Annotated in this window: 20 protein-coding genes; 9 read left to right on the top strand and 11 right to left on the bottom strand. The window is 38.9% G+C overall.

What is annotated here, in order from left to right:
• Positions 1-17 precede the first annotated feature (17 nt).
• On the top strand, positions 18-1136 hold the full coding sequence (locus tag FLEMA_RS0133405) for a Calx-beta domain-containing protein (RefSeq protein ID WP_026996454.1): 1119 nt from the start codon (positions 18-20) through the stop codon (positions 1134-1136).
• 278 nt (positions 1137-1414) lie between these two features.
• Here FLEMA_RS0133405 and FLEMA_RS71100 read toward each other — a convergent pair whose 3' ends face one another.
• The 3 genes from FLEMA_RS71100 to FLEMA_RS71090 form a co-directional block, all read right to left on the bottom strand.
• The gene (locus FLEMA_RS71100; protein ID WP_044172319.1) at positions 1415-2665 is read right to left on the bottom strand and encodes a sulfate adenylyltransferase subunit 1; all 1251 of its coding nucleotides are present in this window, start codon (positions 2663-2665) and stop codon (positions 1415-1417) included.
• A 473-nt stretch (positions 2666-3138) separates the two neighbouring features.
• The gene (cysD, locus tag FLEMA_RS71095; RefSeq protein WP_081681344.1) at positions 3139-4089 is read right to left on the bottom strand and encodes a sulfate adenylyltransferase subunit CysD; all 951 of its coding nucleotides are present in this window, start codon (positions 4087-4089) and stop codon (positions 3139-3141) included.
• A 102-nt stretch (positions 4090-4191) separates the two neighbouring features.
• Entirely contained in the window at positions 4192-4899 is a 708-nt protein-coding gene (locus tag FLEMA_RS71090) for a phosphoadenylyl-sulfate reductase (protein WP_044172317.1), read from the bottom strand.
• A gap of 207 nt (positions 4900-5106) precedes the next feature.
• Between FLEMA_RS71090 and FLEMA_RS0133295 the strand changes: the two genes are divergently transcribed.
• The 5 genes from FLEMA_RS0133295 to FLEMA_RS71085 all read left to right on the top strand — a co-directional run bounded on the left by FLEMA_RS0133295 (position 5107) and on the right by FLEMA_RS71085 (position 11493).
• Positions 5107-5799, top strand: coding sequence for an AlbA family DNA-binding domain-containing protein (locus FLEMA_RS0133295; protein ID WP_229359476.1), 693 nt, complete (start codon positions 5107-5109; stop codon positions 5797-5799).
• Positions 5800-5897: 98 nt separating this feature from the next.
• Positions 5898-7283, top strand: a complete 1386-nt coding sequence (locus FLEMA_RS0133285) for a monooxygenase (protein WP_044172313.1) — start codon at positions 5898-5900, stop codon at positions 7281-7283.
• A gap of 284 nt (positions 7284-7567) precedes the next feature.
• Positions 7568-9511: a KUP/HAK/KT family potassium transporter gene (locus FLEMA_RS0133275; protein ID WP_026996447.1), complete on the top strand. Its 1944-nt coding sequence runs from the start codon at positions 7568-7570 to the stop codon at positions 9509-9511.
• Between the two features lie 76 nt (positions 9512-9587).
• A complete protein-coding gene (locus tag FLEMA_RS0133270) occupies positions 9588-10649 on the top strand; it encodes an NAD-dependent epimerase/dehydratase family protein (RefSeq protein ID WP_026997872.1) in 1062 nt (353 codons plus the stop codon).
• 169 nt (positions 10650-10818) lie between these two features.
• A complete protein-coding gene (locus tag FLEMA_RS71085; RefSeq protein WP_144080124.1) occupies positions 10819-11493 on the top strand; it encodes a hypothetical protein in 675 nt (224 codons plus the stop codon).
• A 133-nt stretch (positions 11494-11626) separates the two neighbouring features.
• On the opposite strand, the gene FLEMA_RS71080 is transcribed toward FLEMA_RS71085, so the two are convergent.
• The 4 genes from FLEMA_RS71080 to FLEMA_RS71065 form a co-directional block, all read right to left on the bottom strand.
• Entirely contained in the window at positions 11627-12619 is a 993-nt protein-coding gene (locus FLEMA_RS71080) for an aspartate-semialdehyde dehydrogenase (RefSeq protein ID WP_044172307.1), read from the bottom strand.
• Between the two features lie 46 nt (positions 12620-12665).
• Positions 12666-13193, bottom strand: a complete 528-nt coding sequence (locus FLEMA_RS71075) for a hypothetical protein (protein WP_044172303.1) — start codon at positions 13191-13193, stop codon at positions 12666-12668.
• A 223-nt stretch (positions 13194-13416) separates the two neighbouring features.
• Complete coding sequence (locus FLEMA_RS71070) at positions 13417-13995, bottom strand: 5-formyltetrahydrofolate cyclo-ligase (protein ID WP_044172300.1); 579 nt, start codon at positions 13993-13995, stop codon at positions 13417-13419.
• Between the two features lie 96 nt (positions 13996-14091).
• Complete coding sequence (locus FLEMA_RS71065; RefSeq protein ID WP_374755633.1) at positions 14092-14238, bottom strand: DUF2256 domain-containing protein; 147 nt, start codon at positions 14236-14238, stop codon at positions 14092-14094.
• Positions 14239-14944: 706 nt separating this feature from the next.
• On the opposite strand from FLEMA_RS71065, the gene ileS reads away from it, so the two are divergent.
• Positions 14945-18334, top strand: coding sequence for an isoleucine--tRNA ligase (gene ileS / locus FLEMA_RS0133170; RefSeq protein WP_026997871.1), 3390 nt, complete (start codon positions 14945-14947; stop codon positions 18332-18334).
• A 138-nt stretch (positions 18335-18472) separates the two neighbouring features.
• Here ileS and FLEMA_RS71055 read toward each other — a convergent pair whose 3' ends face one another.
• Positions 18473-19465 carry a DUF4382 domain-containing protein gene (locus FLEMA_RS71055; RefSeq protein WP_052354151.1) on the bottom strand — a complete coding sequence of 331 codons (993 nt, stop codon included), beginning with the start codon at positions 19463-19465 and terminating at the stop codon, positions 18473-18475.
• Between the two features lie 294 nt (positions 19466-19759).
• Here FLEMA_RS71055 and prfB point away from each other — a divergent pair.
• Positions 19760-20834 (top strand): peptide chain release factor 2 gene (gene prfB / locus FLEMA_RS0133120; RefSeq protein ID WP_144080123.1). Its coding sequence is split into 2 segments (ribosomal slippage): positions 19760-19819 and positions 19821-20834, totalling 1074 coding nucleotides; the frame shifts between segments, so codons are not numbered across the junction.
• Between the two features lie 328 nt (positions 20835-21162).
• Positions 21163-24228, top strand: a complete 3066-nt coding sequence (locus FLEMA_RS71050; protein ID WP_229359474.1) for a serine hydrolase domain-containing protein — start codon at positions 21163-21165, stop codon at positions 24226-24228.
• Positions 24229-24232: 4 nt separating this feature from the next.
• On the opposite strand, the gene FLEMA_RS71045 is transcribed toward FLEMA_RS71050, so the two are convergent.
• From FLEMA_RS71045 to FLEMA_RS71035, 3 genes are all read right to left on the bottom strand, one after another.
• On the bottom strand, positions 24233-24994 hold the full coding sequence (locus FLEMA_RS71045) for a phosphoglycerol geranylgeranyltransferase (RefSeq protein WP_044172290.1): 762 nt from the start codon (positions 24992-24994) through the stop codon (positions 24233-24235).
• Complete coding sequence (locus FLEMA_RS71040; protein ID WP_044172288.1) at positions 24963-25370, bottom strand: hypothetical protein; 408 nt, start codon at positions 25368-25370, stop codon at positions 24963-24965. Before FLEMA_RS71040 ends, FLEMA_RS71045 begins: the two co-directional genes overlap by 32 nt.
• A gap of 184 nt (positions 25371-25554) precedes the next feature.
• Positions 25555-25902 (bottom strand): phage holin family protein, encoded by a 348-nt coding sequence (locus FLEMA_RS71035; RefSeq protein ID WP_052354150.1) that lies wholly within the window; start codon positions 25900-25902, stop codon positions 25555-25557.
• Positions 25903-25920 lie beyond the last annotated feature (18 nt).

Here is a 25920-nt window from a genome sequence, read left to right as displayed (position 1 = left end):
TAAACACAACCAAGAAAATGAAACAAATTAGTGTGCTATTCTCTATCCTATTGCTTATTTGGGGCTGCAAAAACGAAGTTGAGGTTTCGCCCGAAGCTCCTCGTGTTCAGTTTTTAGTTTCCCCCCAACATATTTACCAAGAAAGTAAAAGCGATACAATAAGTATTAGTGTAATACTGAGTAAACCGTCTACCCAAAATGAAAAGATTGATTTTAGTTTTAATGGCTCGGCGATACTTGGACAAGATTATCAACTTATTACGCCAACTCCTCTTATAATCAAGGCTGGCGATTTGAAGGGAGAGATTAAACTAAAAATTATCAAGGATTTGGTATTTGAATCTGGTACAGAAAATGTAACAGTCACATTTAAAACATTGGGTAGTAACCTCCAAGTAGGCACTAATAATTCATTTGAGTTTGGGATTTATGATGCCAAAGCTTTAGTAGGATTTGAGCTTGCAACATTAGATATTCATGAAGCCAATAATATAAAGGTGAAAGTTAAACTTGAGAAGCCTATTAATGAGGATGTTGTCTTGTATTTAGCAAGCTCATCGACTAACCCGTATTATAGACTTCATACCAATCATGAAAAAGTGGTTATTGCAGCGGGTTCAACAGAAACCTTTGTATCTGTTGACTTATTGGATACTCGCCCTACCACTGGACAAAATCTACTCTTGAGTCTGAAAATTACCGAAATCAAAAATGATGATATAATGATTGCCTCAGGGCTGGGCTCACTTCTGATTAAGGCTATTGATACCAATTGGGGGTTACAGCTTTTTGTAGACTGGAATAATAATACTGATATAGACTACGAAATTGTTGATAGCAATGGCAATAGCTCAGATTTTGGTATTGCAAAAGGTGGATTTGTTACAGTGCAAAACCTGCAAAATGATGGTACATATTATCTAAAATTAAAAGTCAATGGAAACTTGCTGGACAAAACCACTATGGCGATTATTGCTAAAAACAATACCAATGATATAGTGTCTGTTGTAGGGAATTATAAATTTAATTTTCTTAAAATAGAAGATTCTATGGCGTTGCGAATAGATAAGCAAGGACTCAACTATACGATTATTCCTCGCGATATTTCAATTGTTTCGCCTGTAGGAATAGGCTAGAATAGTACCAATACTACTACACCCCAATACCCTATTTGTGTTTGTTGGGATTCATAAGGTAGTCAAGTGAACATTGAAAAGGCTTATAAATTGCCCAAATAAAAGAAATGTAGGAGCTATTCATACCAAAAGGCGTTCGAAAAACTAATTTCGAACGCCTTTTGTATGGCAAATGTCAGCATTACATATCTTTAGCCGTAAAGTATTGCGTCTCTACTGGTAAGAATCATATTCAGAAATAATGACTCAATCACCATTCACTAAATTTGGGATATGGATTACAACACAAACCCAACCCCAACAGTTGAGTGTGAAAACTCATCTACTAAGATAAATGCACCATTGGCGGGGTTATCTTCGTATTTATCAGCAAAAATTGGTTTGGCTGTTTTGATAGTTACCTCAGCCATTTCGTTCAACTTCAATTCACTGAAATCAGTAATGGTATCGTGATTTACGACATCAAATTTTTTGTTTAGGCTAATAACCTTTGCTTTAGAATCGTTGATGCCATGTTGCAAAATATAATTTTTGCCAGAAGTCAAAGCCTGTGTGTCTAACCAACAAATTTTGGCAGTAATCTCTTTCAGTTGTGGAGGTTGGTTATCTGCTTTTACCAACATATTACCACGAGAAACATCAACATCTGTTTCTAACGTAATCACAACCGATTCTTTAGGGCCTGCACTTTGTAGTTTTTCTGTAAATTTTTCGATAGTAGCTATCTTAGAAGTTTGTCCAGTTGGCAATACCGTAATGGTATCTCCAACGGCAAAAGAACCACTGGTAATTTTACCTGCATAGCCTCTATAATCATGGAACTCCTCTGTTTTAGGACGTACCACAAACTGTACAGGAAAACGAGCCGATTGTGATGCCCCAACGGCTGTTTCGGGATGAAACTGCTCTAATTCGGCCAATAAAGGAAGTCCTTTGTACCAAGGCATTTCCTCCGACTGAGTTGATAGATTTTGGCCATACAACGACGACATAGGAATAAAGGTGATTTCTTGACCTTCAAACGACACGTTGGCTGCCAAAGCTTCAACACTTGTTTTGATTTCGTTAAAACGCTCTTCGCTATAACCCACCAAGTCCATTTTGTTGATACAAACTACTACTTTCGGAATACGCAACATCGACGCAATAAAGAAGTGGCGGTAGGTTTGTTCTAATACACCATTGCGAGCATCTACCAAAATCATAGATACTTTGGTGTTGGATGCCCCCGTTACCATGTTACGAGTATATTCAAAGTGGCCAGGGGTATCGGCAATAATATACTTACGCTTTGGTGTCGAGAAATAAATGTGGGCTACATCAATCGTAATTCCTTGCTCTCGTTCGGCAATAAGGCCATCGGTTAGCAACGAAAGGTCTAAAAAGTCAAGACCTTTTCTTTTTGAAGCCGCTTCAAGAGCCTCGATTTTATCACGAGTAATTGACTTTGTTTCGTATAATAAACGTCCAATTAATGTACTTTTTCCATCATCAACCGAGCCTGCGGTTGCTATTCTTAAAATATCCATCTACTGAGTGTGGAGTTTTGAGTACGGAGTGAGGAGTTAAAATTTTCATCAACATTGATGCTTTTCTCACTCTCATTTTATTTCTTATTATTTTCTTTTGCTGTTTTACTTGACGAAATAAAAATAGCGGTCAATTCGTCCGCCTCTTTTATCAGGTCTTTTAACAACTCTTCTTTCACAATTCCAGATTCTACTAATAATTCTATTCAAAATAATGATTCATCAGCTTCCTCAACAACAATTACAATCTTTGCTATAAAATCAGCGGGTGATTTTGCTCTACATGCCCTGTAATTTGCTCATACCGATGTCCCTTCTACAACGAAGTAATTGTTTTCCAATTACCTGTGCTATTGGCTTATTAGGTAAACTTTCAACAAGCTTGATAATTCTCAAGTTGAATGTCGAGTTTTGAGTGAGGAGTTGTTTTGTAAATCAGTATTTATTTTATTCTTCACTCAAAACTCATCACGTTAAAAGTATCCTTGTTGCTTGCGTTTTTCCATAGCAGCTTCAGAGCGTTTATCGTCGATACGAGCACCACGTTCGGAGATTTCGGCAGAAAGGATTTCGCCAATAATATCGTCTAATTCAACCGCCTCAGAGGCTACCGCTGCAGTACAAGTCATATCGCCTACAGTACGGAAACGTACTGTAGCCTCAAATGGAATTTCGTCAGCATCTTTGTTCAGATATTCAGAGTCAGCCCAAAGCATACCATCACGCTCAATTACTTGGCGTTTGTGAGAATAATAGATTGATGGAATAGCCATATTTTCTTCCTTAATATAATTCCAAACGTCGAGCTCAGTCCAGTTTGAAATAGGGAAAACACGGACATTTTCACCAATAGAAATACGGCCGTTTAGCATATCGAACAATTCGGGGCGTTGGCGTTTGGCATCCCATTGACCAAAATCGTCACGAACCGAGAAAATTCTTTCTTTGGCACGAGCCTTTTCTTCATCACGACGAGCACCGCCAATACAAGCATCAAACTTGAATTCCTCGATAGTATCCAACAAGGTTACTGTTTGAAGGGCATTTCTTGAAGCATATTTTCCCGATTCTTCTTTTACTTTGCCTTGATTAATAGAATCTTGAACATAACGAACAATCAAATCGGCCCCCACTTCTTTGGCCAACCAATCTCTAAATTCAATCGTTTCAGGAAAATTATGGCCAGTGTCGATATGCACCAAAGGGAAGGGGATTTTGCCTGGATAGAATGCTTTTTGGGCTAAACGAACCAATGTGATAGAGTCTTTACCACCAGAGAAAAGAAGAGCGGGTTTCTCAAACTGAGCAGCTACTTCACGGATAATATAAATGGCTTCATCTTCTAATTCACGAGGGAAAACGCCCCATTTTGGTAAATTTTCAGAAGAAACATCTACACTTGAATCTATTTCTAAATTACTCATATTCAATATATTATGTATTACAAATCGTGTTTTATTATCTGTTTTGAACCCAATATCACGCTTTTGTATAAGTAGTGAGCTGTTGATATTCAGTACTTTATATTAGGAAGCGTGCAAGCCACATTCTTTCTGAGACGCTTCCCACCACCAGCGTCCAGCTCGTGGGTGTTCGCCTTCGGCAATAGCCCTAGTACATGGAGCACAACCTATCGAAATAAAACCCTTGCGGTGAAGTGGGTTGTCAGGTACTTTGTTTTCTTTCAAATATGCCAAAACTTCGTCGTATGTCCAGTGAATCAATGGATTAAATTTAATAACTTTATTGGCTTCGTCCCATTCTACGATTTCCATGCCAGCACGGTTGTCGGATTGTTCCGAGCGTAAGCCCGTAATCCAGATTTCGGCACCAGCCAAAGCTCTTTTCAATGGCTCAATCTTACGGATAAAACAACACTCTTTGCGGTTTTCTACAGAATAGTAAAAGCTATTAAACCCTTTTTCCTTAACCAAAGCCTCTACTTTTGCGGTATTGGGAAAGTACGTTTCAAATTGCTGATTGTACTTGGTTTTAGTAGAGTCCATCAATTCGTAAGTTTCCTGAAACAAACGACCAGTATCCAAGGTAAATACACGAATATTGAGTGGTGCTTTTGTTGGGTTGTTTTTAAAAATTGCATCGGTAATCACTTGGTCTTCTTGGCCAAACGACGAAGAAAAAACCACTTGATTGTAGTGTTCAGCCACATATTGAAGCGACTCCCCTAACGAGAGTGTTTCTAAGGCTTGTTTTAGTGCTAATAAATCTGCCATTTTATCAAAATACAAGGACTTACCTTGCTGATTTATCGAAGCTTAGCCTCAAGTTAAAATTTACCACAAAGATATATAAAGTCTAGTGATGTAGTAGTTTTATACTAGAAATATTTTTTGTCACGGATGAAATTTTCTCAATTGAAAAATGTTATCTTTAAAACAAACAGGAAGTGTTGCGTTGTCACACCATAAACATAACGCATTATGAATCAAGGACTTGTTGCGTATTTCGAGAAAACTGATAGCCATAGCCGCGTATCAGACATGGATTTAAAAGATTTAAGAACCCTTGTAAGGCAAGGTGAAGGTAGCAAACTAGAATTTAAACTAAAAGCAAATCATCCCGAAAAAATTATCCGTGAAGTAGTAGCCTTTGCCAATACTGATGGTGGCAAACTGCTAGTAGGTGTTGGCGACGACAAGAGTATCCCTGGCCTGAAGTTTGTTGACGAAGAAGAGTACACCCTTGTGAGGGCCATAGAGAAATACTGCGACCCACCAATCGACTACCAACTAGAACGCATTGCTATTACCGACGAACGAGACGTATTGGTGTTTTCGATACCCAAGAGTACAGGAAAGCCCCATTTTGTAAAAATCAATGCCGAACCTCCCAAAGCGTATGTTCGTGTACAGGACCGATCAGTACAAGCTAGTAAAGAAGTAAAACAAATATTAAGGCGAGAAAACGATAATAGTGTGCCTGTCCATTTTGGCGAAAAAGAGAAGGTGTTGATGCAATACCTTGCTGAAAATAAGCAAATTACCATAGAGAAGTTTTGTGAAATAGCTCATATTCCCCAATGGTTGGCATCTCGAACCATGGTATTGTTAGTACTAGCCAATGTACTCAAAATTCAACCCAATGAAATGACGGATTGCTATTGCTTGGCATAGCAATAGGTATTGTCAAAGAAAAGTCCCTACCCATAAGGCTCAATCAAGATGATGATTATTCATTTGATTGAGCCATTTTCTAATCTTCCACAGCTCAGATGAACACTAAAAATATTTACCCATTAATTTTCTGTATTTTCTTGTTTGTAGGTGTACTTTCTTGTTCAAAAAAGACTACCGATATAGAAACCCCCAGTACTGAAAAATCATCGTTTGATTTGATTCAAGAAAAAATTCTTACGCCTACCTGTGCTACATCGGGCTGTCATGCCTCTACACAAGATGGAAGCTATTTACAACATAAGCTTGTATTGGAAAAAACGGTAGCCTATGCCAATTTGGTGGGAATTACCCCTACCAATGATTTGGCTAAAGCAGATAATTTTCAACGGGTAAAGCCTTATAAATCGCTTGAGAGTCTGTTGTTTCATAAACTCAACTGGAATGCCTCGCACCATGGGGGAAAGGTGTATGGCTCGCCTATGCCTTTGGGAGGCAATGCCCTGTATGTAGGTCAAATAGAATTTGTACGTCGGTGGATTGAGGCTGGTGCTCCTCGTACTGGCGATATTGTCGATAAAGCGTTGTTAGACGACACCACGCCTAGCTATGTGGTAGACAATACCAATTTTCAGCCCCTTCAAACACCCCAAGAAGAAGGTTTGACGGGGTATCAGTTGAGTGTAGAAAAATTTACGATTCAACCCAATTTTGAAAGAGAAGTTTTTGTAAGAAAAGCCATTGGTAACCAGTCAGATATATATGTCAATAGAATCAAACTCAAGGCTCGCCCCAATAGCCACCACATGGTAGTTTATGATTTTAGAGACAAACAAAACCCTATTGTACTTCCCGAAATTAATCAGGTACGAGATTTAAGGTTTTCTAATAATAGCATCAATCCTCTTGTACTTTTACAGATGTCAAATCATGTTTTTTTGGGTGGTGGCACCGACCCCAACCAAGATTTTCAGTTTCCTGCTGGTACAGCTCTCCTTATTCCTGCAGGAGCTAGTGTAGACCTTAACCCGCATTATTTCAACAAAACATCCAATTCGTTGCTTGGCGAAAACTATGCTAATTTTTATACTGTCGATAAAAGTTTGGTTAAAAATGTTGTACAAATGATAGATTTCAACAATACGTCGTTTACCTTACCAGCCAATCAAAAAACAACGATTATCAAAGACTTCAAGTTTAATAAAGATGTTACGATTGTGACGCTTACGTCGCACAACCACCAATACGGAGAAAAATTTGTGATAAAAATAAAAGGAGGAAGCCGTGATGGCGAAACCGTATATGAAAGTACCAACTGGGAACACCCTCAAATTACTAATTATGATAAACCTATTCAGTTAAAAAAAGGCGAAGGACTAAGCTCGGTAGTAACCTATAATAATACCACCAACAAGGCCATTAGTTTTGGCCTTACATCGGAAGATGAAATGAATATTATTTTTGGGTATTACTATGAAAATTAATCAGTTTACTAAAACACCAAACAAATACCAAAAAGTTTCAATAATTTTGGACTTCTGTAGTAGGGATGTCTTTTTTCTTGATAATTAATTCGGAAGAGATATTATATTTGCTCACTTTTAGTGTTGTGAGTCAAAAAAACTTAACTATCTATCACAAAACCTTTAATTTATTGTGTTTTTCTCGGGTACTATTTATATAAAACGTAAGACTTATTCAGTAAAATACAGAAAACCAACTAAGTAAGTCTAATCACTATCATAAAAAAACACAACTGATTCCTTTTATGGAACACAAAAACATGGACAAAGCTACCGCAGCAGGTTTGCTGGTAGCAATGGGTATTATCTACGGTGATATTGGTACATCCCCTCTCTACGTAATGCAGTCGATTATTGGTACTGCTCCCATCAATGAGGCCACCGTATTGGGCGGTTTATCTTGTATTTTTTGGACATTAACACTCCAAACAACCTTCAAATATGTGGTGTTGATTTTGAGAGCCGACAACCGTGGTGAAGGAGGGATTTTTGCCCTATTTGCCTTGGTTAGGCGACATGCCAAATGGCTTACCATTCCAGCTATTATTGGCGGATCGACACTCTTGGCCGATGGTATCATTACGCCACCGATTTCGGTAGCGTCGGCTATTGAAGGCCTTAGGATGATTCAGCCCGAGATCGACACCGTTCCGATTGTATTGGTTATCATTACAGCCTTATTTATGTTTCAGATTTTTGGAACAAAGGTGGTAGGGCGAGCATTTGGCCCTATTATGCTTATATGGTTTAGTATGCTTGGTATTTTTGGTATTTATTGGATTGCCAAAGATTGGAGTATCCTCAGAGCATTCTCTCCTTATTACGCCTACGAACTTCTTACCAATCCTTATAATGGCGAAGGTGGTTTCTGGATTTTGGGAGCTGTTTTCCTTTGTACAACTGGTGCCGAAGCCCTTTATTCTGACTTAGGGCATTGTGGTCGAGACAACATTCGGGTGAGTTGGGTATTTGTAAAGCTTTGTTTAATTCTTCAATATTTTGGGCAGGGGTCTTGGTTGATTCATCAGCAGGGGCAATTGCTCAATGGTCGTAAGCCTATCTTTGAATTAATGCCAGAATGGTTCTTGATTTGGGGAATTGTTATTGCTACAGCAGCAGCTATTATTGCCAGTCAAGCCCTTATTTCGGGGTCATTTACGTTGGTTTCGGAGGCTATTCGTCTTAACTTTTGGCCAAAAGTACGCTTACATTACCCTTCCGACCAAAAAGGGCAATTGTATGTACCAAGTATGAATATCTTCCTTTGGCTGGGGTGTATTGGGGTAGTATTGTGGTTCAAAGAATCTACCAATATGGAAGCTGCCTATGGCTTGGCTATTACCCTAACCATGTTGATGACTACGGCTCTGATGGCCTATTATCTCCATGTCAAGAAGTTTGATATGTGGTGGATTGTAGCCTTTATCGTTGTATATGTTTCTATTGAAGGCTCATTCTTGGTAGCTAACCTACGCAAATTTGTGCATGGGGGGTATGTATCGTTATTTATTGCCTTGGGTATTATTACGCTTATGGTGATTTGGTATCGTGCTTTTATTATCAAAATGCGTTTGACAGAATATGTAAAAGTAAGCGATTATATAGCTCCATTAAAAGACCTTAGCCAAGATATGAGTATTCCTAAATATGCAACTCACTTGGTATTTATGTCGAATGCTGCCCGTACAGGCGAGATTGAATCAAAAATTATTTATTCTATTTTCCAAAAAAGACCTAAACGTGCTGATATTTATTGGTTTGTGCACGTCGATACCCTCGACGACCCCTATACCATGGAGTATAAAGTAAAGGTAATTGAGCCAGACGATGTAATTAAAGTTACGTTTAGACTAGGTTTTAGGATAGAACAAAAAATCAATCTTTATTTCCGAAAAGTAGTAGAAGAAATGGTGAAAAATGGGGAGGTTGATATTACTTCGCGCTACGAGTCATTGAATCGTCAGAATGTAATAGGGGATTTCCGTTTTGTTGTATTGGAAAAATTCCTTTCTTATGACAACGAACTGCCTCTTATTGAAGCACTTATTATGAAAGCCTACTTCTTTATCAAGGATTTTACCCCTTCTGAAGACAAATGGTTTGGCCTTGATACCAGTGCCGTAAAAGTAGAAAAAGTACCGCTTATTATTCGCCCAGCCGAAAATATTCGACTCAAACGAATTGAATAATCCCATCAAAATAGTGTTCTATGCTTAGCCTTGTGCCAAACAATAGAACACTTTTTTACTTTAAATAAAACAGTTTATGAAAATATTAATTACTGGAGGAGCTGGGTTTGTGGGTTCTTCACTAGCTATTGCCATCAAAACCAATTATCCTCAATACGAAGTTATTTGCCTAGACAACCTTCGTAGAAAAGGTTCTGAATTAAACTTGCCTCGTTTGGCTCAGGCAGGAGCAATATTTGTTCATGGCGATATTCGTAACAAAGAGGATTTTGATGCCCTCCCTGTCGTAGATTCGGTTATTGAAGCCTCGGCAGAGCCATCGGTATTGGCTGGACTAGACGGAACACCTGATTACTTAATCAATACCAATTTGGTAGGTACTATCAATTGCTTGAATTATGCCAAAAAAGTGAATGCCAATTTCATTTTCCTTTCTACAAGCCGTATCTATCCTATCAAAACCATCGAGAAACTTAATTTTGTAGAAACAGAAACACGCTTTGCCTTGGCCGATGAACAACCTGTTAGAGGGGTGTCGTCGAAAGGTATTGCCGAAGATTTTCCGCTAGATGGAGCAAGATCTTTGTACGGAGCTACCAAATTGGCTTCTGAGCTGATGATTCATGAATACAACGAATTTTATGGCCTCAAAACGGTAATTAACCGTTGTGGAGTACTCACTGGCCCTTGGCAAATGGGTAAAGTAGACCAAGGTGTTATGGTGCTTTGGGTAGCCAAACATTTCTTTGAACAGCAATTGGCTTATATTGGCTACGGTGGTTCTGGCAAGCAAACCCGCGATATGCTGCATGTATTGGATTTGTACCGTTTGATTGATTTTCAATTACATAATATAGATACAGTTAATGGAGAAATTCTGAATGTAGGAGGGAGCGTTGAAGTAAGTGCCTCTTTGCAAGAACTTACTCAAATTTGTCAGGAAGTGACAGGCAAAACTATTCCTATCAAGCAGATTACCGAAAACCGTGCTGCCGATATTAGATTGTACGTAACCGATAATACCAAAGTAACCAACTTAACAGGATGGAAGCCGAGTATTTCGATGAAGCAAATCGTGAGTGAAATTACAGCATGGATTACCGAATACGAAGCTCAGTTGGCCTATGTGCTGAAATAATAAAATAGAGTTAAGGTATAAAAAAAGCGAGGCTAGCCTCGCTTTTTTTATACCTTAACTCTGACAATAAAGGCTGCTCTTAAATTATTGATTACCAGTAAACTACCTATTATTTTTTTGCTTATCTTTAATTGTATAATTAATACATCTCATGAAAACCTAGCAAATTATGAAAAAACTTTTCCTAGCACTTCTATTGTTATATTGCGTCAATGTTATGGGTCAGATTCAAGTAAGTACTGGATTCAGTTATGTGGGGGAAAAGGCATGGGGCAACAATGCCAAATTTGCTGGAACAGGTTTAGACTTTAGCCTGCGTAAACATATCAATGAAAAACTGAAATTAGGGGCTAATATTGGCATTTATGATATGCGAGTAGGGCTTACTATTCAAACCCAAAGTGATGTACTTCCTTTGAGTTATGGCAAGATATTTAAAAGAGTAGTTCCGATTTCGGTATTGGCCGAGTACTATTTATGGAATAAAAAAGTAGTTAAACCTTTTGTTGGTATAGAAACAGGTACTTATGTTAGCCAATACGATGCCCATATTGTACGTGGATATGAAAGTTTAGTAAAAGATACGCCCTTAAAAAATAGCATTAATTGGGGCTTTTCGCCAAGTGCAGGAGTTCAGTTTCAAGACCCTACCGACCGCTTGGGAGTGTATATCAAAATGAAGTATTCGGGTATTGCTTATACCGAAAGTCAGGGAGGCTTTAGTTCTTTATATAGTATTCATGCAGGATTTACTTTTAAGTTTGGTAAAAAAATCTATTGGCGACCACCCGTATTGAGTTTGCCAAAGCCTGCTTCTTATTACGAAAAAAAGAGTGATATTTAAAAACCAACAAAAAAACCGAGATAAATACCTCGGTTTTTCAATTCAATGAAGATGAGCCAAAAGATTTGCTGGACACCACTCCAATATCAAATGCTCCTCTTCCTTTTTTGACTCTTGATGCTCAAACCTAAAATTATAAAAGACTATTTTTACTTAAGTATTCCGCAATTTGAACAGCGTTAGTAGCAGCACCCTTACGAAGGTTGTCGGCTACAATCCACAAATTCAATGTTTTAGGTTGTGATTCATCGCGACGGATACGGCCTACAAAAACCTCGTCTTTTCCGTGTGCCGTCAATGGCATTGGATACAACACATTTTTAGGGTCATCCTGGATTACAACACCTTCTGCTTTCGACAAAATGTCGTATACTTCTTGTAAATCAAATTCGTTTTCAAACTCGATATTTACCGCTTCTGAGTGGCCGCCTACTGTCGGAATACGTACTGTTGTGGCAGTTACCGCAATAGAATCGTCCATCATGATTTTCTTAGTTTCGTTTACCATTTTCATTTCTTCTTTGGTATAACCGTTGTCTAAGAATACATCAATATGCGGCAAAACGTTTAAGTCGATTTTGTGAGGATATACCGCAGGTACATCTGTACGGCCTTCACGCTCAGCAAATAGTTGGTCTACAGCAGCTTTACCTGTTCCTGTTACCGACTGGTAAGTCGATACAACTACTCTTTTGATTTTATATTTCAAATGCAAAGGATTCAACACCACGACCATCTGGATAGTCGAGCAGTTAGGATTTGCAATGATTTTATCTTCTTTTGTCAATGTTTGGGCGTTGATTTCGGGTACTACCAATTTTTTGGTAGGGTCCATACGCCAAGCCGACGAGTTATCAACCACCGTAATGCCTGCTTCAGCAAACAATGGGGCGATTTTGGTAGAAGTGCCACCACCTGCCGAGAAAATAGCTACATCAGGTTTTAACTTGATAGCATCTTCGAAGCCTACTACGGTGTACTGCTTACCCTTAAACTCAATCTGTTTACCTACAGAACGTTCTGAGGCTACTGGAATAAGTTCTGTTACAGGGAAGTTGCGTTCCGCTAAAACTTTCATAATTTCGCCACCGACCAAACCCGTGGCTCCGACTACTGCTACTTTCATTGTTTTACGTACTTTGTTTTTGGTTATATTAAAAATTTACTTGTATTTAAAAGCTATGTCGCCAACTGAGTCCAGCTACAGTTTGCTGTGTTGGCAAGGTTTCCATACTTAATCCTATTTGATTTTGAAGTAAAACCTGCTGATTGAAGCGGTTTACAGCCCTACCTAAATGGATATTCGATTTAATATTGAGATAGCTATTCACAAGAAGTGTGCCACCAACTGTACCCCAATAAAAACCATCGGAAACTTTGTCTCGATTAAAAATGGTATAAAGCGAAACACCTGCCGAAATAAGGCTCAACCACTGAACGGCCTGCCGCTGGCTTTTGTACATCAAAAACTCTCTGCTTACCTCGGGGTCACGTAGTTGTAGCATTGGTATTTGCAAAGCCAAAGGGTTGTTGATAATTTGTCGGTCATAAATAAAGCGAACACCTAGAAATCGTTTTTCTGCCGTTATGAACTTCAACTCTTTTTGTTGCCCTTGTCCTGATTGAGCCCAAGTACTACCTGCTCCTAAAAGCATACACAATACCACCAAACCTATTTTCCAATATCGAGATAAGTGCATTCGTCTGCGGTGTTTTAGTATAAAATACCCTTTCCAAAAGCCTTCTTTCCAAAATCGCAGTAATTTTCTGATTTTCACTACTTTGCGACCTGTTAAAAAGTCCGCAAAATTACTCTATAATCTTGGAAGAGAAAAGGATTTTTTTTAGTTTGAATAATATATTGGTAATATTTACCTAAAACGGGGCTTAAAACCTGTCAATAATACACTATTTGTCAATTACTTACCTAAAATCATACAAGGTGTTGGGGCTTACACAAAAATCCAGTCGTATGTCGAAAGGGTCGATATTATCTATTTTTTCAACGGCATTTTCTATACAAACGCCTATTTTTAGTGGGTTGTTGGTACACTTTTGCAAAAATCTGTCATAAAACCCTTTGCCATAACCAACCCGATTGCCTTGTGTATCAAAAATCAGTAAAGGCACAATTACCACTTGTATCTGTGATTCAGCGATTTGGTTTTGTCTGATGGGCAGTGGCTCTGGAATACCCCACGAATTGAGTTCGAGGGTAGTGGGGGTGTATAGGTAGTGTGTCATCTCGAACGAGTTGGGTATTACCTTCGGTACAACTATTTTAAGCAAGGGGTAACGGTTTTTGAGTTGATCTATGAGCTTATAGGTATCTATTTCTCGTTGCCGATGGATAGGTAAAAATAGATGAAGATATTCTACCGATGAAAAATCAAAATGGGTCAATATTCCCTCAACAATAGCCCGACAACGCTCCTCAAAATCGGATTGAGATAGCTCCTTACGTTTTTCTTTGTATAGTTTTCTTAATTCTGTTTTTTGCATTAGACATATTGATATGTTGCCAAGTGGTTTACTACGATAAATAGAATCCCCAATTTTAGCAGGATGGTTATCTAGCATTAATTATCAGCTTCCAAGCTAGCTTCCTGCTGATTTTTTAGTATTTCTACATCTATCTGAGCAATACTTTACCTCATCCCATACTTTTTCCCACTTTTTGCGCCATACAAACGGCTTTCCACAAGTTTGACAAATTTTGGCTGGCAAGTCGGCCTTTTTACGCATTTTCATTGGTTCTATATGGGTATCTATAACAAATGTTTTCTGTGCTATCAAATTATATGGAGTGACTTTTGTTTCTTTTCCTCCCAACTCTTATTACCGATTTCCTTCCGTTTTTTACCAAAAATGTTCTATTTACTACAGTTTATCGAATACAAATTCAGAAGGCCAGTTTCTGCTATAAATTTGTATCAACAATAAGGCAATAAAGTTAAAGAGAAAACAATACCTAACCGCTAAAATTTCTTCGAGTTGTCAGATTGCATAAAAAAAATAAAACATAGTCTCAAGTTGGTGCAGCTTCTTGCGACTGTAAACAAGAGTAAAGCGTATTCATAAGGTTTAGTTTATAGGGTTTTAGAGTTATCCTAACCACTTTTTCACTTTAATTCACTAATAAAGTAAAACAAAAAATTTCATAAGTAGGAGAGTTAGAAGGGCAATAATCTTTTAAGGTTGTATCGAAAGTTGTATCTGTTTTCAGGTACAACTTTTTTATTTTTATCTTATAATACCCTTTGTCCAAAGCCCAAAGCCGAATAGCCACTGCCTTTTCCGCACTAAGCATCATTTATTTAAAAAGGATTTTGTACTTTTGCAGGAATTTTGAGGCAAGTCGTTAGGTATCAGTTATACAAGAATTTTGAGCAATACCCAACGTACTAGCTCAGTTATAGTAAAGAACACGTATTTTAGAAAACTGTTTATAATGAACTTCAAAGAATATAAAAACCTCGATTACGCTCAGGTTGCAGATGAAATCCTGAAATTTTGGCAAGAGAATCAAGTTTTCGAAAAATCAGTCGAAATCCGTGAAGGTCAGCCTACATTTACTTTTTATGAAGGTCCGCCTTCGGCCAACGGAGCACCCGGTATTCACCATGTGATGGCACGTGCTATCAAAGATATTTTCTGCCGTTACCAAACCCTCAAAGGAAAGCAGGTAAAACGTAAAGGCGGCTGGGATACACACGGTTTGCCTGTCGAGCTTCAAGTAGAAAAAGAATTAGGTATTACCAAAGATGATATTGGTAAAAAAATATCGGTAGAAGAGTATAACCAAAAGTGTCGTGAAACGGTAATGAAATTTACCGACCAATGGAATACCCTAACCGAAAAAATGGGCTATTGGGTAGACCTCGACGACCCCTATATTACTTACGAGAACAACTATATCGAGTCGGTATGGAATCTCTTGAAAAAGCTATACGATAAAGGTTTGCTTTATAAAGGATACACCATTCAGCCGTATTCGCCAGCAGCAGGAACAGGGTTGTCTTCGCACGAGCTTAATCAGCCTGGCTGTTATCGTGAAGTAAAAGATACTTCTTTAACGGCTCAGTTTAAAGTAAAACTTACTGGCAAATCGGGCTATTTGTTCGATGCCGCCAATAGCGATAACATTTATATCTTGGCTTGGACTACCACGCCTTGGACTTTGCCAGCCAACTCGGCTTTGACAGTAGGTAAAAATATTGATTATGTGTTGGTAAAAACATTTAATCCATATACCTATTTGCCTGTAAATGTAGTTTTGGCTCGTGATTTGGTAGGAAAGTATTTCAACGAAAAAGGAAAAGATGCCGATTTTACTACTTACAAAGATGGTGATAAAATCATTCCTTGGACAGTTGTTATGGAGATGAAAGGTGCACACCTAGAGGGTATCGAATACGAACAACTTTTCCCGTATATTCAGCCTGATGCTCCTGCATTTCGTGTAATTATTGGTGATTTTGTTACTACCGAAGATGGTACAGGGGTGGTACATACATCGCCTACTTTTGGTGCAGACGACTTTAGAGTGGCTCAACAAAATGGTATTCCTTCGATTATGGTAAGAGACGAAAATGGCAAAGAAGTGCCTATCGTTAATCGCCAAGGTCGTTTTGTTGCTGAAATCACCGACTACGCCAACGAGCCTGTAAAAGAAGCGTACCTTTCTGATGAAGAAAAAGAAGAACAACGCATTAAACAAGGTCGTGACAAATACCTATCGGTCGATGAACGTATTGCTATTCAGTTGAAAACTGAAAATAAAGCTTTTAATGTTCAGAAATTTGACCACCCTTATCCACACTGTTGGCGTACCGATAAACCAGTGTTATATTACCCACTCGACTCTTGGTTTATTCGTACAACGGCCGTAAAAGATAAGTTGATAGCTCTGAACAATACTATCAACTGGAAGCCCGAATCGACAGGAACTGGCCGTTTTGGTAACTGGTTGGAAAACTTGGTTGATTGGAACTTGTCTCGTTCTCGTTATTGGGGTACACCACTACCTATTTGGCGTTCGGAAGATACCGAAGAGGTATGCGTAGGTTCTATCGAAGAGCTAGTAAATGCTGTAAAGCATGCTTTGAAAGACGATGTCTTGTCGGACGAACAACGTGCTAAAAATACGGCATTCTTAAATGCTATCGACGATGATAAGCTTGATTTACACCGTCCGTTTGTTGACGAAGTATATTTGGTGTCGGCTTCGGGTAAAGTAATGACTCGTGAAACCGATTTAATAGACGTGTGGTTTGATTCGGGTGCAATGCCTTATGCTCAGTGGCATTACCCATTTGAAAACCACGATATTTTTGAGAAGGCTTATCCTGCCGATTTTATTTCAGAAGGGGTTGACCAAACTCGTGGTTGGTTCTTTACCTTACATGCTATTTCGGCTATGATTTCTGATTCGGTAGCTTTCAAAAATGTAGTGTCGACAGGTTTGGTATTAGACAAAAATGGTAACAAAATGTCCAAACGCTTGGGCAATGCTGTAGACCCATTTGAAACACTAAAAAAATACGGTGCCGACCCTACCCGCTGGTATATGATTACCAACGCCCAACCTTGGGATAACCTCAAGTTTGATTTGTCGGGTGTTACAGAGGTGCGTAATAAGTTTTTTGGTACGTTGACCAACACCTATAATTTCTTTGCCTTATACGCCAATCTGGATGGATACGAGCCAACAGGTGTATTAGACAAAGCGATAGCCACTGAACTTGACCGATGGATTTTATCAAAATTACAAACCCTCATTGGCGAGGTTGACGAAGCCTTTAATGCTTACGAACCAACCAAAGCTGGGCGTGCCGTCCAAGAATTTGTAGGCGACCACCTGTCTAACTGGTATGTACGTTTGGGCAGACGACGCTTCTGGAAAGGTGAAATGACCGACGATAAAAAATCGGCTTACGAAACCTTGGCTTATTGTTTGAAAACAGTAGCTCAATTGATGTCGCCTATTGCTCCTTTCTATAGCGATTGGTTGTACAAAAATGTGACGATTAATCAAACAGATGCTCCGTTGTCGGTACACTTAACGGATTTTCCAAAGGTACAAACCGAATGGATTGATGCCAATTTGGAAACGTCGATGGATTTGGCTCAGCGTATATGTTCATTGATTCACTCATTGCGTAAAACCAACAAAATCAAAGTACGCCAACCTTTGTTGAAAGTATTGATTCCTGTATTGAGTGAAACAACACGTGAACAAATTCGTAGTGTCGATGATTTGATTAAGTCGGAAGTAAATATCAAATCGGTAGAATACTTGGACGATGCTTCGGGGGTATTGTCGAAAAAGGTAAAACCAAATTTCAAAGCATTAGGCCCAAAATTTGGCCCAAGAATGAAAGAAGTGGCGGCTTTGATTACGGCAATGACCAACGACGATATTGCTATTTTGGAAAAAGAAAATCAATACAACCCAGCCAATACCGATATTATAATTACCCCAGAATTGGTTGAAATCTTGACCGAAGACCTACCAGGGTATCTTTCGGCCAAAGACAATGAATTGACGGTGGCATTGGATATTACTATTACAGAAGCTTTGCGTCAAGAAGGTATTGCTCGTGAGTTTGTCAATCGTGTGCAAAACTTCCGTAAAGACTCGGGTTTTGAAGTAACAGACAAAATCAAAATCGAGTTGTTGAATACCAATACTGAAGTATCGGCAGGTGTATTGGCTTATCAAGACTATATCGCCCAAGAAGTACAAGCTATTTCTTTGGAAGTCGTAGATGCCCTAGTCACTTCGGTAGAAGTAGAGATGGAAGAAGTTACGCTCAACTGGAATATTGTTGTAGCCTAATACTGATTGGGTATTTTATAGCAGTTATACGCTCAAAGTGTCCCTTTCTATAAACACAACATGAGGCCACCCCATAAAGGTGGCCTCATGTTATTTTTAGCTAGGGTATGGAATAGGTAGAATACGAAATGAATAGTACTACAAACCTAAAAGCCCTTTTACAGAAAGAGATAGACGGATTTCGGCATTGGTTTTTACCGATATTTTTGATAAATCTAGGTTGCTTGAAAGGCTCAAGAATGAATTTAGTACTACAGAAGAATTGGCATCGCCAGTATTTTTGTAAGAGGCAAAATGAACTTCGTAGTCGCCTTCTTCCAAAAACGAAACCTTAAAATTACCCCCACCGTCTACTTTGGCACTTGATACTGCATTTTTGAATTCTACCGAGCTATCGCCCTGACCTTTGGTTTCGGTACTTTGGTTAAATTCTCCCTTTTTGTACACATACGCTACCACATTACCCATGGTACTGGCATTGTAGCCACTCACTTGCCCCGTAATGCTACCCGTGGTGTTTTTGTTTACTACTCTTATAGAAGACTGTAACTCGCCGTAAGTAACAAAAGAGTAGTTCTTTTTAGCATTTTCGTTGAATGTTTTGATGGCTTTTCTCAGGTCAAAGTCAATCATTAAATCGGTTGTGCCATCTTGGTTAATAGTAAATGATTTTGTATTTACATCCAACGAGTTGCGGCTATTGCCCGAAATAACGAGTTTACTTTTGGTACCATCGGCCTTCAATAAATACGAGCCAGGGGCATTGCCCGTTTGGTCTTTTTCGTAATCAAAAATAAGGGTAAGCTTGCTATAAGTTCCTGTTTGTAATTGGCCTTCGCCTAATGTCAAAAAGTTTCCATTGTTTAGTTCGGCAATATTGATGGTTTTGGGGCCTTGAAATGCTTCAAATTTTTTACCATCAAGTCGTACTTCTGTAATTGTGACAAAAGCTCCTTTGATTTCGGCGTTGTCAATCGGAGCATCGGTAATACCTATTCGTACCTGACCTTTGGGGGCGTTGGGGTCTTGTGGAACAGGTTCTAGCGAATCACTTTCTTTGCTGCATGACCATTGAAATAAGCTTGCTCCCAATAATAAGAAAGCATAAGTAAGGATTTTGTTAGTTTTCATACTGATTGATTTTAAGGAAATAAAGTAAGGATTATAAAGCCAAGTTTTGTATACTTTGGTATATGATAAACGAGAAAAAAAGCTAAATAGATGTGTATATAACACAATGATGTGATGACAAATGAAGAAAAATATAGATAATAGGGGTTTTTTAGAAAATACCCAAATGGGCTTGTCACATGATTGTGTGAGGGTGTCTTGGGGGTATTGCTAACCGATTGCCCTGAGTGAAGTGTACGTTTCATGCCAAAAAATATCCTATCTTTGTAGTCTATCTTTAAAAAACACAAAAACATGACAAGAGACAGGTTCAATGACCTGAAAGCCAGAGTAGAGGCTTTGAGGAGGTATCTTTGACTACGATAACAAAAAGTACCAAATATCAGAATTAGAAACGGTTACGCTCGACCCTAATTTTTGGAATGACCCTAAAAAAGCAGAATCAACCATGCGTCAAATGCGTGAGCTGAAGTTTTGGACGGGTGGTTTTGATAAAGCTAATGGTTTTTTGGGCGACCTCGAAACCATATTTGAGTTTTATGACATAGGCGAAGCTACTGAAGCCGAAGTGGATGTCGAAGGACAAAAACTGGAAGACCAACTGGCTGAATTGGAGTTTCGTAAGATGATGTCTGACGAAGGCGACAATATGTCGGCTGTACTCGAAATAAACGCAGGGGCTGGTGGTACAGAATCACAGGATTGGGCTTCTATGCTGATGCGTATGTATATTATGTGGGGCGAAAAAAATGGCTTCAAGGTTCGTGAAGTCGACCATAACGATGGTGATGTAGCTGGAATAAAGTCTGTTACGCTCGAAATAGATGGTGCATTTGCCTACGGTAATCTGAAATCAGAAAATGGAGTTCACCGTTTGGTACGTATTTCGCCTTTCGATTCCAACGCCCGTCGTCATACATCATTTGCTTCGGTGTATGTGTATCCCTTGGCCGACGACACCATCGAAATTGATGTTAACCCCGCCGATATTGAATGGGATACTTTTCGCTCGGGTGGGGCTGGTGGCCAGAATGTTAATAAGGTAGAAACGGCCGTTCGTTTAACCCACAAGCCTTCGGGTATTATTATTGCTTGCCAACAAGAACGCTCACAGTTGCAAAACAAAGAGGTGGCTCTACGATTATTGAAATCAAAATTGTATCAAATAGAAATCGAAAAACGTAACGCTGCTCGTGCCGAAGTTGAAGCAGGCAAAAAGAAAATCGAATGGGGGTCACAAATCAGAAGTTATGTATTGGACGACCGTCGTGTAAAAGACCATCGTACCAATCATCAAACCTCCAATACCGATGCCGTGTTGAATGGTGAAATCAACGACTTTATCAAAGCATATTTGATGGAACAGTAAACAAAATACCACATTGATAAAAAAGGCTATCCTATCATATAGGTCATAGCCTTTTTTCGTTTTATAACTAATATCAGCTGTATTATAAGAGCATTGTACACGATGCTTTGCCACAAGAATTCAAAACATAAAATTAAGAACTTGGGTAGGAGGTTTTTTATGCCAAACAAATTATGGTAATTTTGTGGTCTTGTGGTAAGATTATTCTGTGAAATAGACCTACTGAGACGCTTAATTGGATGTACAATACATACAAAAAAAGATAACCTAACCATTGATTTACTTTAGCTTTAGGACCGCCTAGTGCTAATAACCCTAGATATTTATCATGTTCAAAAGAGTCATATATTGTATTTGCACCATTTTATGGTTTTTAGGAGTATTGTCTATCGCTACAGATGGATTTTCTACAGGTTTTTTTGACCAAGACAGAGGTCGAAAAAAAAGACATACTGTTAAAAAACATCGTAAATATAAGGCCAGAAAAATCGCCATTCTGGCACCGATTGCCCGTATGGCTTTTCCGCCACTTTCATCTCCCTTATTTTCGCAAAATAGCCTCCTAGAAGAAAATCAGTGGGTAGATAGTGTATTTGCTACGCTCAGCGACGAACAAAAAATTGGGCAGTTTTTTATGGTAGCTGTACACCCCAACAATGGTGAAGGGCACTTCAGAAAGGTAGAATCTTTGGTAAGTAATAATGGGGTAGGTGGAATTATTTTCTTTAAAGGTGAGCCACATTTGCAGGCTCAAATCAATAACCGCTTGCAGTCAACAGCTCGAATACCTTTGTTGGTTTCTATTGATGGCGAGTGGGGATTGGCTATGCGTATGAATTATACCATGGCTTTTCCAAAGCAAATAACCTTAGGGGCGATTCAAGACAATGGTTTGATTTATAGAATGGGACAAGAAATTGCCCGTCAATGCAAACGCCTTGGGGTGCATCTCAACTTTGCCCCGGTAGTCGATATAAATAGCAATCCCAATAATCCTATTATTGGGCATCGCTCATTTGGCGAGCTTCGTGAAAACGTAGCAGCCAAAAGCAGTGCCTATATGCGAGGTATGCAAGACCAACAGCTATTGGCTTGTGCCAAGCATTTTCCTGGGCATGGCGACACTCATGGCGACTCGCACCATACATTACCACAACTGGCTTATAATGCCGACCGTCTACACGATGTAGAATTATATCCTTTTCAGCGTCTTATCGACGACTCTATCAAATCGGTTATCGTTGGACATTTGCAAGTTCCTATTTATGACTGGAAGCCCGCTACCCTTTCGCCTACCATTGTTACTAATCTGCTCAAAAATGAAATGGGATTCAAAGGCTTAGTGATTACCGATGCCCTCAATATGCGGGGTGTTCGCACAGGGGCGTATGTACCAGGAGGAATAGACCTACAGGCATTTTTGGCGGGTAACGATATTTTGCTTTATTCTGAAAATATCCCAGAAGGTATCAAAAAAATCAAAGAGGCTGTCACTAATGGTACTATATCACAAGCTGAGGTAGATGCCCGGGTGAAGAAAATTCTAAGAGCTAAATATTGGGTAGGGTTACATAAATTCAAATACGTAGAAACCGAAAACCTTTATCAAGACCTTCATTCACCAGAGGCGATTTTGGTACGTCAAGAGTTATTTAATAATGCCGTAACCTTGGTGAAAGATACCCAAAATCAAATTCCATTAAGTAATATCGACCGCAAATTTGTGTCGGTAGGAATAGACATTGGCCATGACAATACTTTTCAGCAGGCTCTTAATCGTTTTGGTACATTTCAGCATTTTACAGGAAAACCCACAGAAGCATTTTTCAACGAAGTTTTACGAAATGTAGACTCTACCAAAACCGTAATATTGGGAATTCATGACCTCCGAAATAGCCCGTATGCTCGTTATGGTATAAGTGTAGGCCTGCAGGAGTTTGTAAAAAAACTAGAAAAAAAAACCAATGTGATTTTATGTGTATTTGGTAATCCATATAGCCTCAAATATTTTGCCGAATCGTCGGCGGTAGTATGTGGCTATGAAGATGTCGAGGCTGCTCACAAGGCTGTTGCCAATGTATTGTTTGGAACATTGCCCGCACGAGGCAAATTGCCTGTTTCGGTAGAAGGGCTTTATAAAGCAGGCGATGGTATTATGACAAACCAAACTGGGCTATTGTTCAATGGCAACCCCGAAAGTGTAGGCTTTAATGCTGTAGGCTTTGCCGACATCGACCCCATCGTAAAAAGTGCTATTGAACAAAAGGCGTTTCCTGGGTGCCAGATTGTAGTAGCACGTAAAGGCCAGATTGTTTATAACAAAAATTTTGGTAATTTGAGTTATGAAGCTAATAGTGCCGCTGTCGACACCAAAACAATTTATGATTTGGCCTCTGTAACCAAAGTATCGGCCACATTACAGGCAATTATGTATTTGTACGACCGCAAGCAAATTAACCTAAACGAAACCATAGGCACTTACCTGCCTGAGCTAAAAGGTACAAATAAAGAAAATATGCTTATCAAAGATATTCTTTGGCATCAAGCTGGCTTGGTGGCATATATTCCTTTTTGGGAAAGAACCCGTGTTCCTTTGGGTTGGAAAACCGAATACTATAGTCAGCAAGCCTCTACCGAATATTCGTTGTTAGTAGCCGATGGAATGTATGCCAAGCCTGCTATTCGAGATTCTGTGTGGCAATGGGTTATTAAGTCGCCACTAAGCCAAAAGAAAAGTAAAGAAGGACAATTCGGGTTTGTTTATAGCGATTTAGGATTAATTATGCTACATCATTTGGTTGAAAAGGTAACAGCTCAGCCCTTAGATGTTTTTGTGAAAAATACATTCTATAAACCATTAGGTATTGCAACAACGGGTTTTAATCCTCTACAAAGTTTTCCTAAAAATCAAATTGCACCTACCGAGCAAGATATGGCTTTTCGTGGAAAACTATTACAAGGTACAGTACAAGACCAAACAGCAGCTATGCTGGGTGGTGTTTCGGGACATGCAGGTTTGTTTAGTTCAGCTAGCGACTTGGCTGTATTGATGCAAATGAATTTGCTAAAAGGAACGTATGCAGGCAAAAAGTATTTAGAGGAAAGTACGATTCAATATTTTTCACAAACAAAATCACCAAGAAGCCATCGTACATTGGGCTGGGACAAACTGCCAAGCGATGGCGATAGCAATTATATTTCGTCGATGGTATCGCCTGCCTCGTATGGGCACTCTGGTTATACAGGAACGTTGGTGTGGGTCGACCCAGTAAAAGAATTGGTGTTTGTCTTTTTATCTAACCGAGTACACCCTTCTGCAAATAATACGAAAATAAATACCCTCAAAATAAGAAGAAAAATCATGGATGTAGTTTATAAATCATTGAAGTCCTAGCTACTTATCTTTGGTTAAACTTTGTAGTGATTTGGGCTATTTCGGTAAGTAAATCTACGTTTTTCTCAATACCATTACCTATAATAATAATATCGGCACCAGCCTCAAATGCAATTTGGGCTTTTTCGCCCGAATTAATACCTCCACCCACAATCAAAGGTGTATCTACCGACTTACGTACAGCTTTTATCATTTCGCCCGTAACGGGGTATTGAGCCCCACTTCCAGCATCTAAGTACATAAGTTGCATTCCCAGCATTTCGCCTGCCATAGCTGTACAAGCTGCTATGTCGGGCTTGTTATGAGGAATAGGCGTTGTATTAGAAATATACGAAACCGTTGTAGGACGCCCACTTTCGATAATCATATAGCCCGTAGATATAATTTCGAGGTTGCTCTGCCTAAGCAACGGAGCCGCCACAACGTGTTGTCCAATCAAAAAATCAGGATTACGACCAGAAATTAAAGAAAGGAACAATATACCATCGGCCGAGGTATCTATATGCATACTATTGCCAGGGAATAGTATTACAGGAATAGATGTATGTTTTTTGATTTGACTAATAATCTCATGGATATTTGGGGTAGTAATAAGGCTTCCTCCCACGAAGAAAAAATCTACTTGGTGTTCTATACTAAGATTTAGCAGGCGAGTAAACTGCTCCAAAACCACTTTGTCGGGGTCTATCAAAACAGCAATAGCCTTTTTGTTGGTAGCCTTTAAGGCACTTATTTTATTGATTAGTACTTTCTTCTTCTGTTGCATTAGTTTCTTTCATCATCGATATTGCTTCCAGTAGTTTGTCTTTGGCAATAGCTATTAAAAAGGACAAAATATATCCTTTGATAGAACTTACAATCCATGATTCTTTATCTGAATCTGTATTTTTTTCGACAGGAAGTGAAGAGTAGGCTTCTTCATCTTTCTTTTTCTTTTTTGAATCCGACGAAGTAAAGAGTCGAAATAACAAATAGGCACTCGCCAATACCCCGCCAATAATCAAGGTGGTTGTTCCGATTTTAGTAGCGTCGGTTTTGAGCTGAGTTACCTGTGTGTCTATATTGTTTTTGTATTGTTGTGCTTCTTGTTGGAGTTGTTCCTTCCGAGCAGCCGTATTTTGAGTGCTTATTACTGGTAACATAACGTTAGATTTTATGTAGTACTAAATGAGACTATCATGCAAAGATACAAAAATACGATATGCCTAAAGAGCAAGAATACGCAATAATGCTTTATAAAGAGCTTGATTTGCGTTGATATAATAGCTCAAAAGTAGCGAAAAAAGCCTATTTATTGTTAGGCTATCGACAGAAATGATTGAATGGCTATACTTCTATATCCTCGGCAATGGCCTCTTGAGGCTTGGGGATATCTTCTTTTTCTAGGGGTTTTTTAACAGCGTAAAATACCAATGCTGTAATAATGCCTAGTAGAAAGGTAACAATCAGGAAGCCCCAATAAGAGCTATGAGTGATATGATTCAGAAATAACGAGAGGGTAATAAAAACAAATACAAGAAAAATAGCACTGATAATACCAAGAACAAATAGCAGAACAAGTTTTTTGATTGCCGCCTCAATACGTTCTTGAACCTCAATTTGTGTGAGTTCTATTTGGGTTTGTACATATCTGTACAAGTTATCGACTAAGCCGTTTGGTTCTAAAAGTTTCATATTTTTGAATTAGCCCGA

Source organism: Flectobacillus major DSM 103 (genome assembly GCF_000427405.1).
GTDB lineage: Bacteria > Bacteroidota > Bacteroidia > Cytophagales > Spirosomataceae > Flectobacillus > Flectobacillus major.
This window is presented reverse-complemented; position numbering and strand designations above follow the sequence as displayed.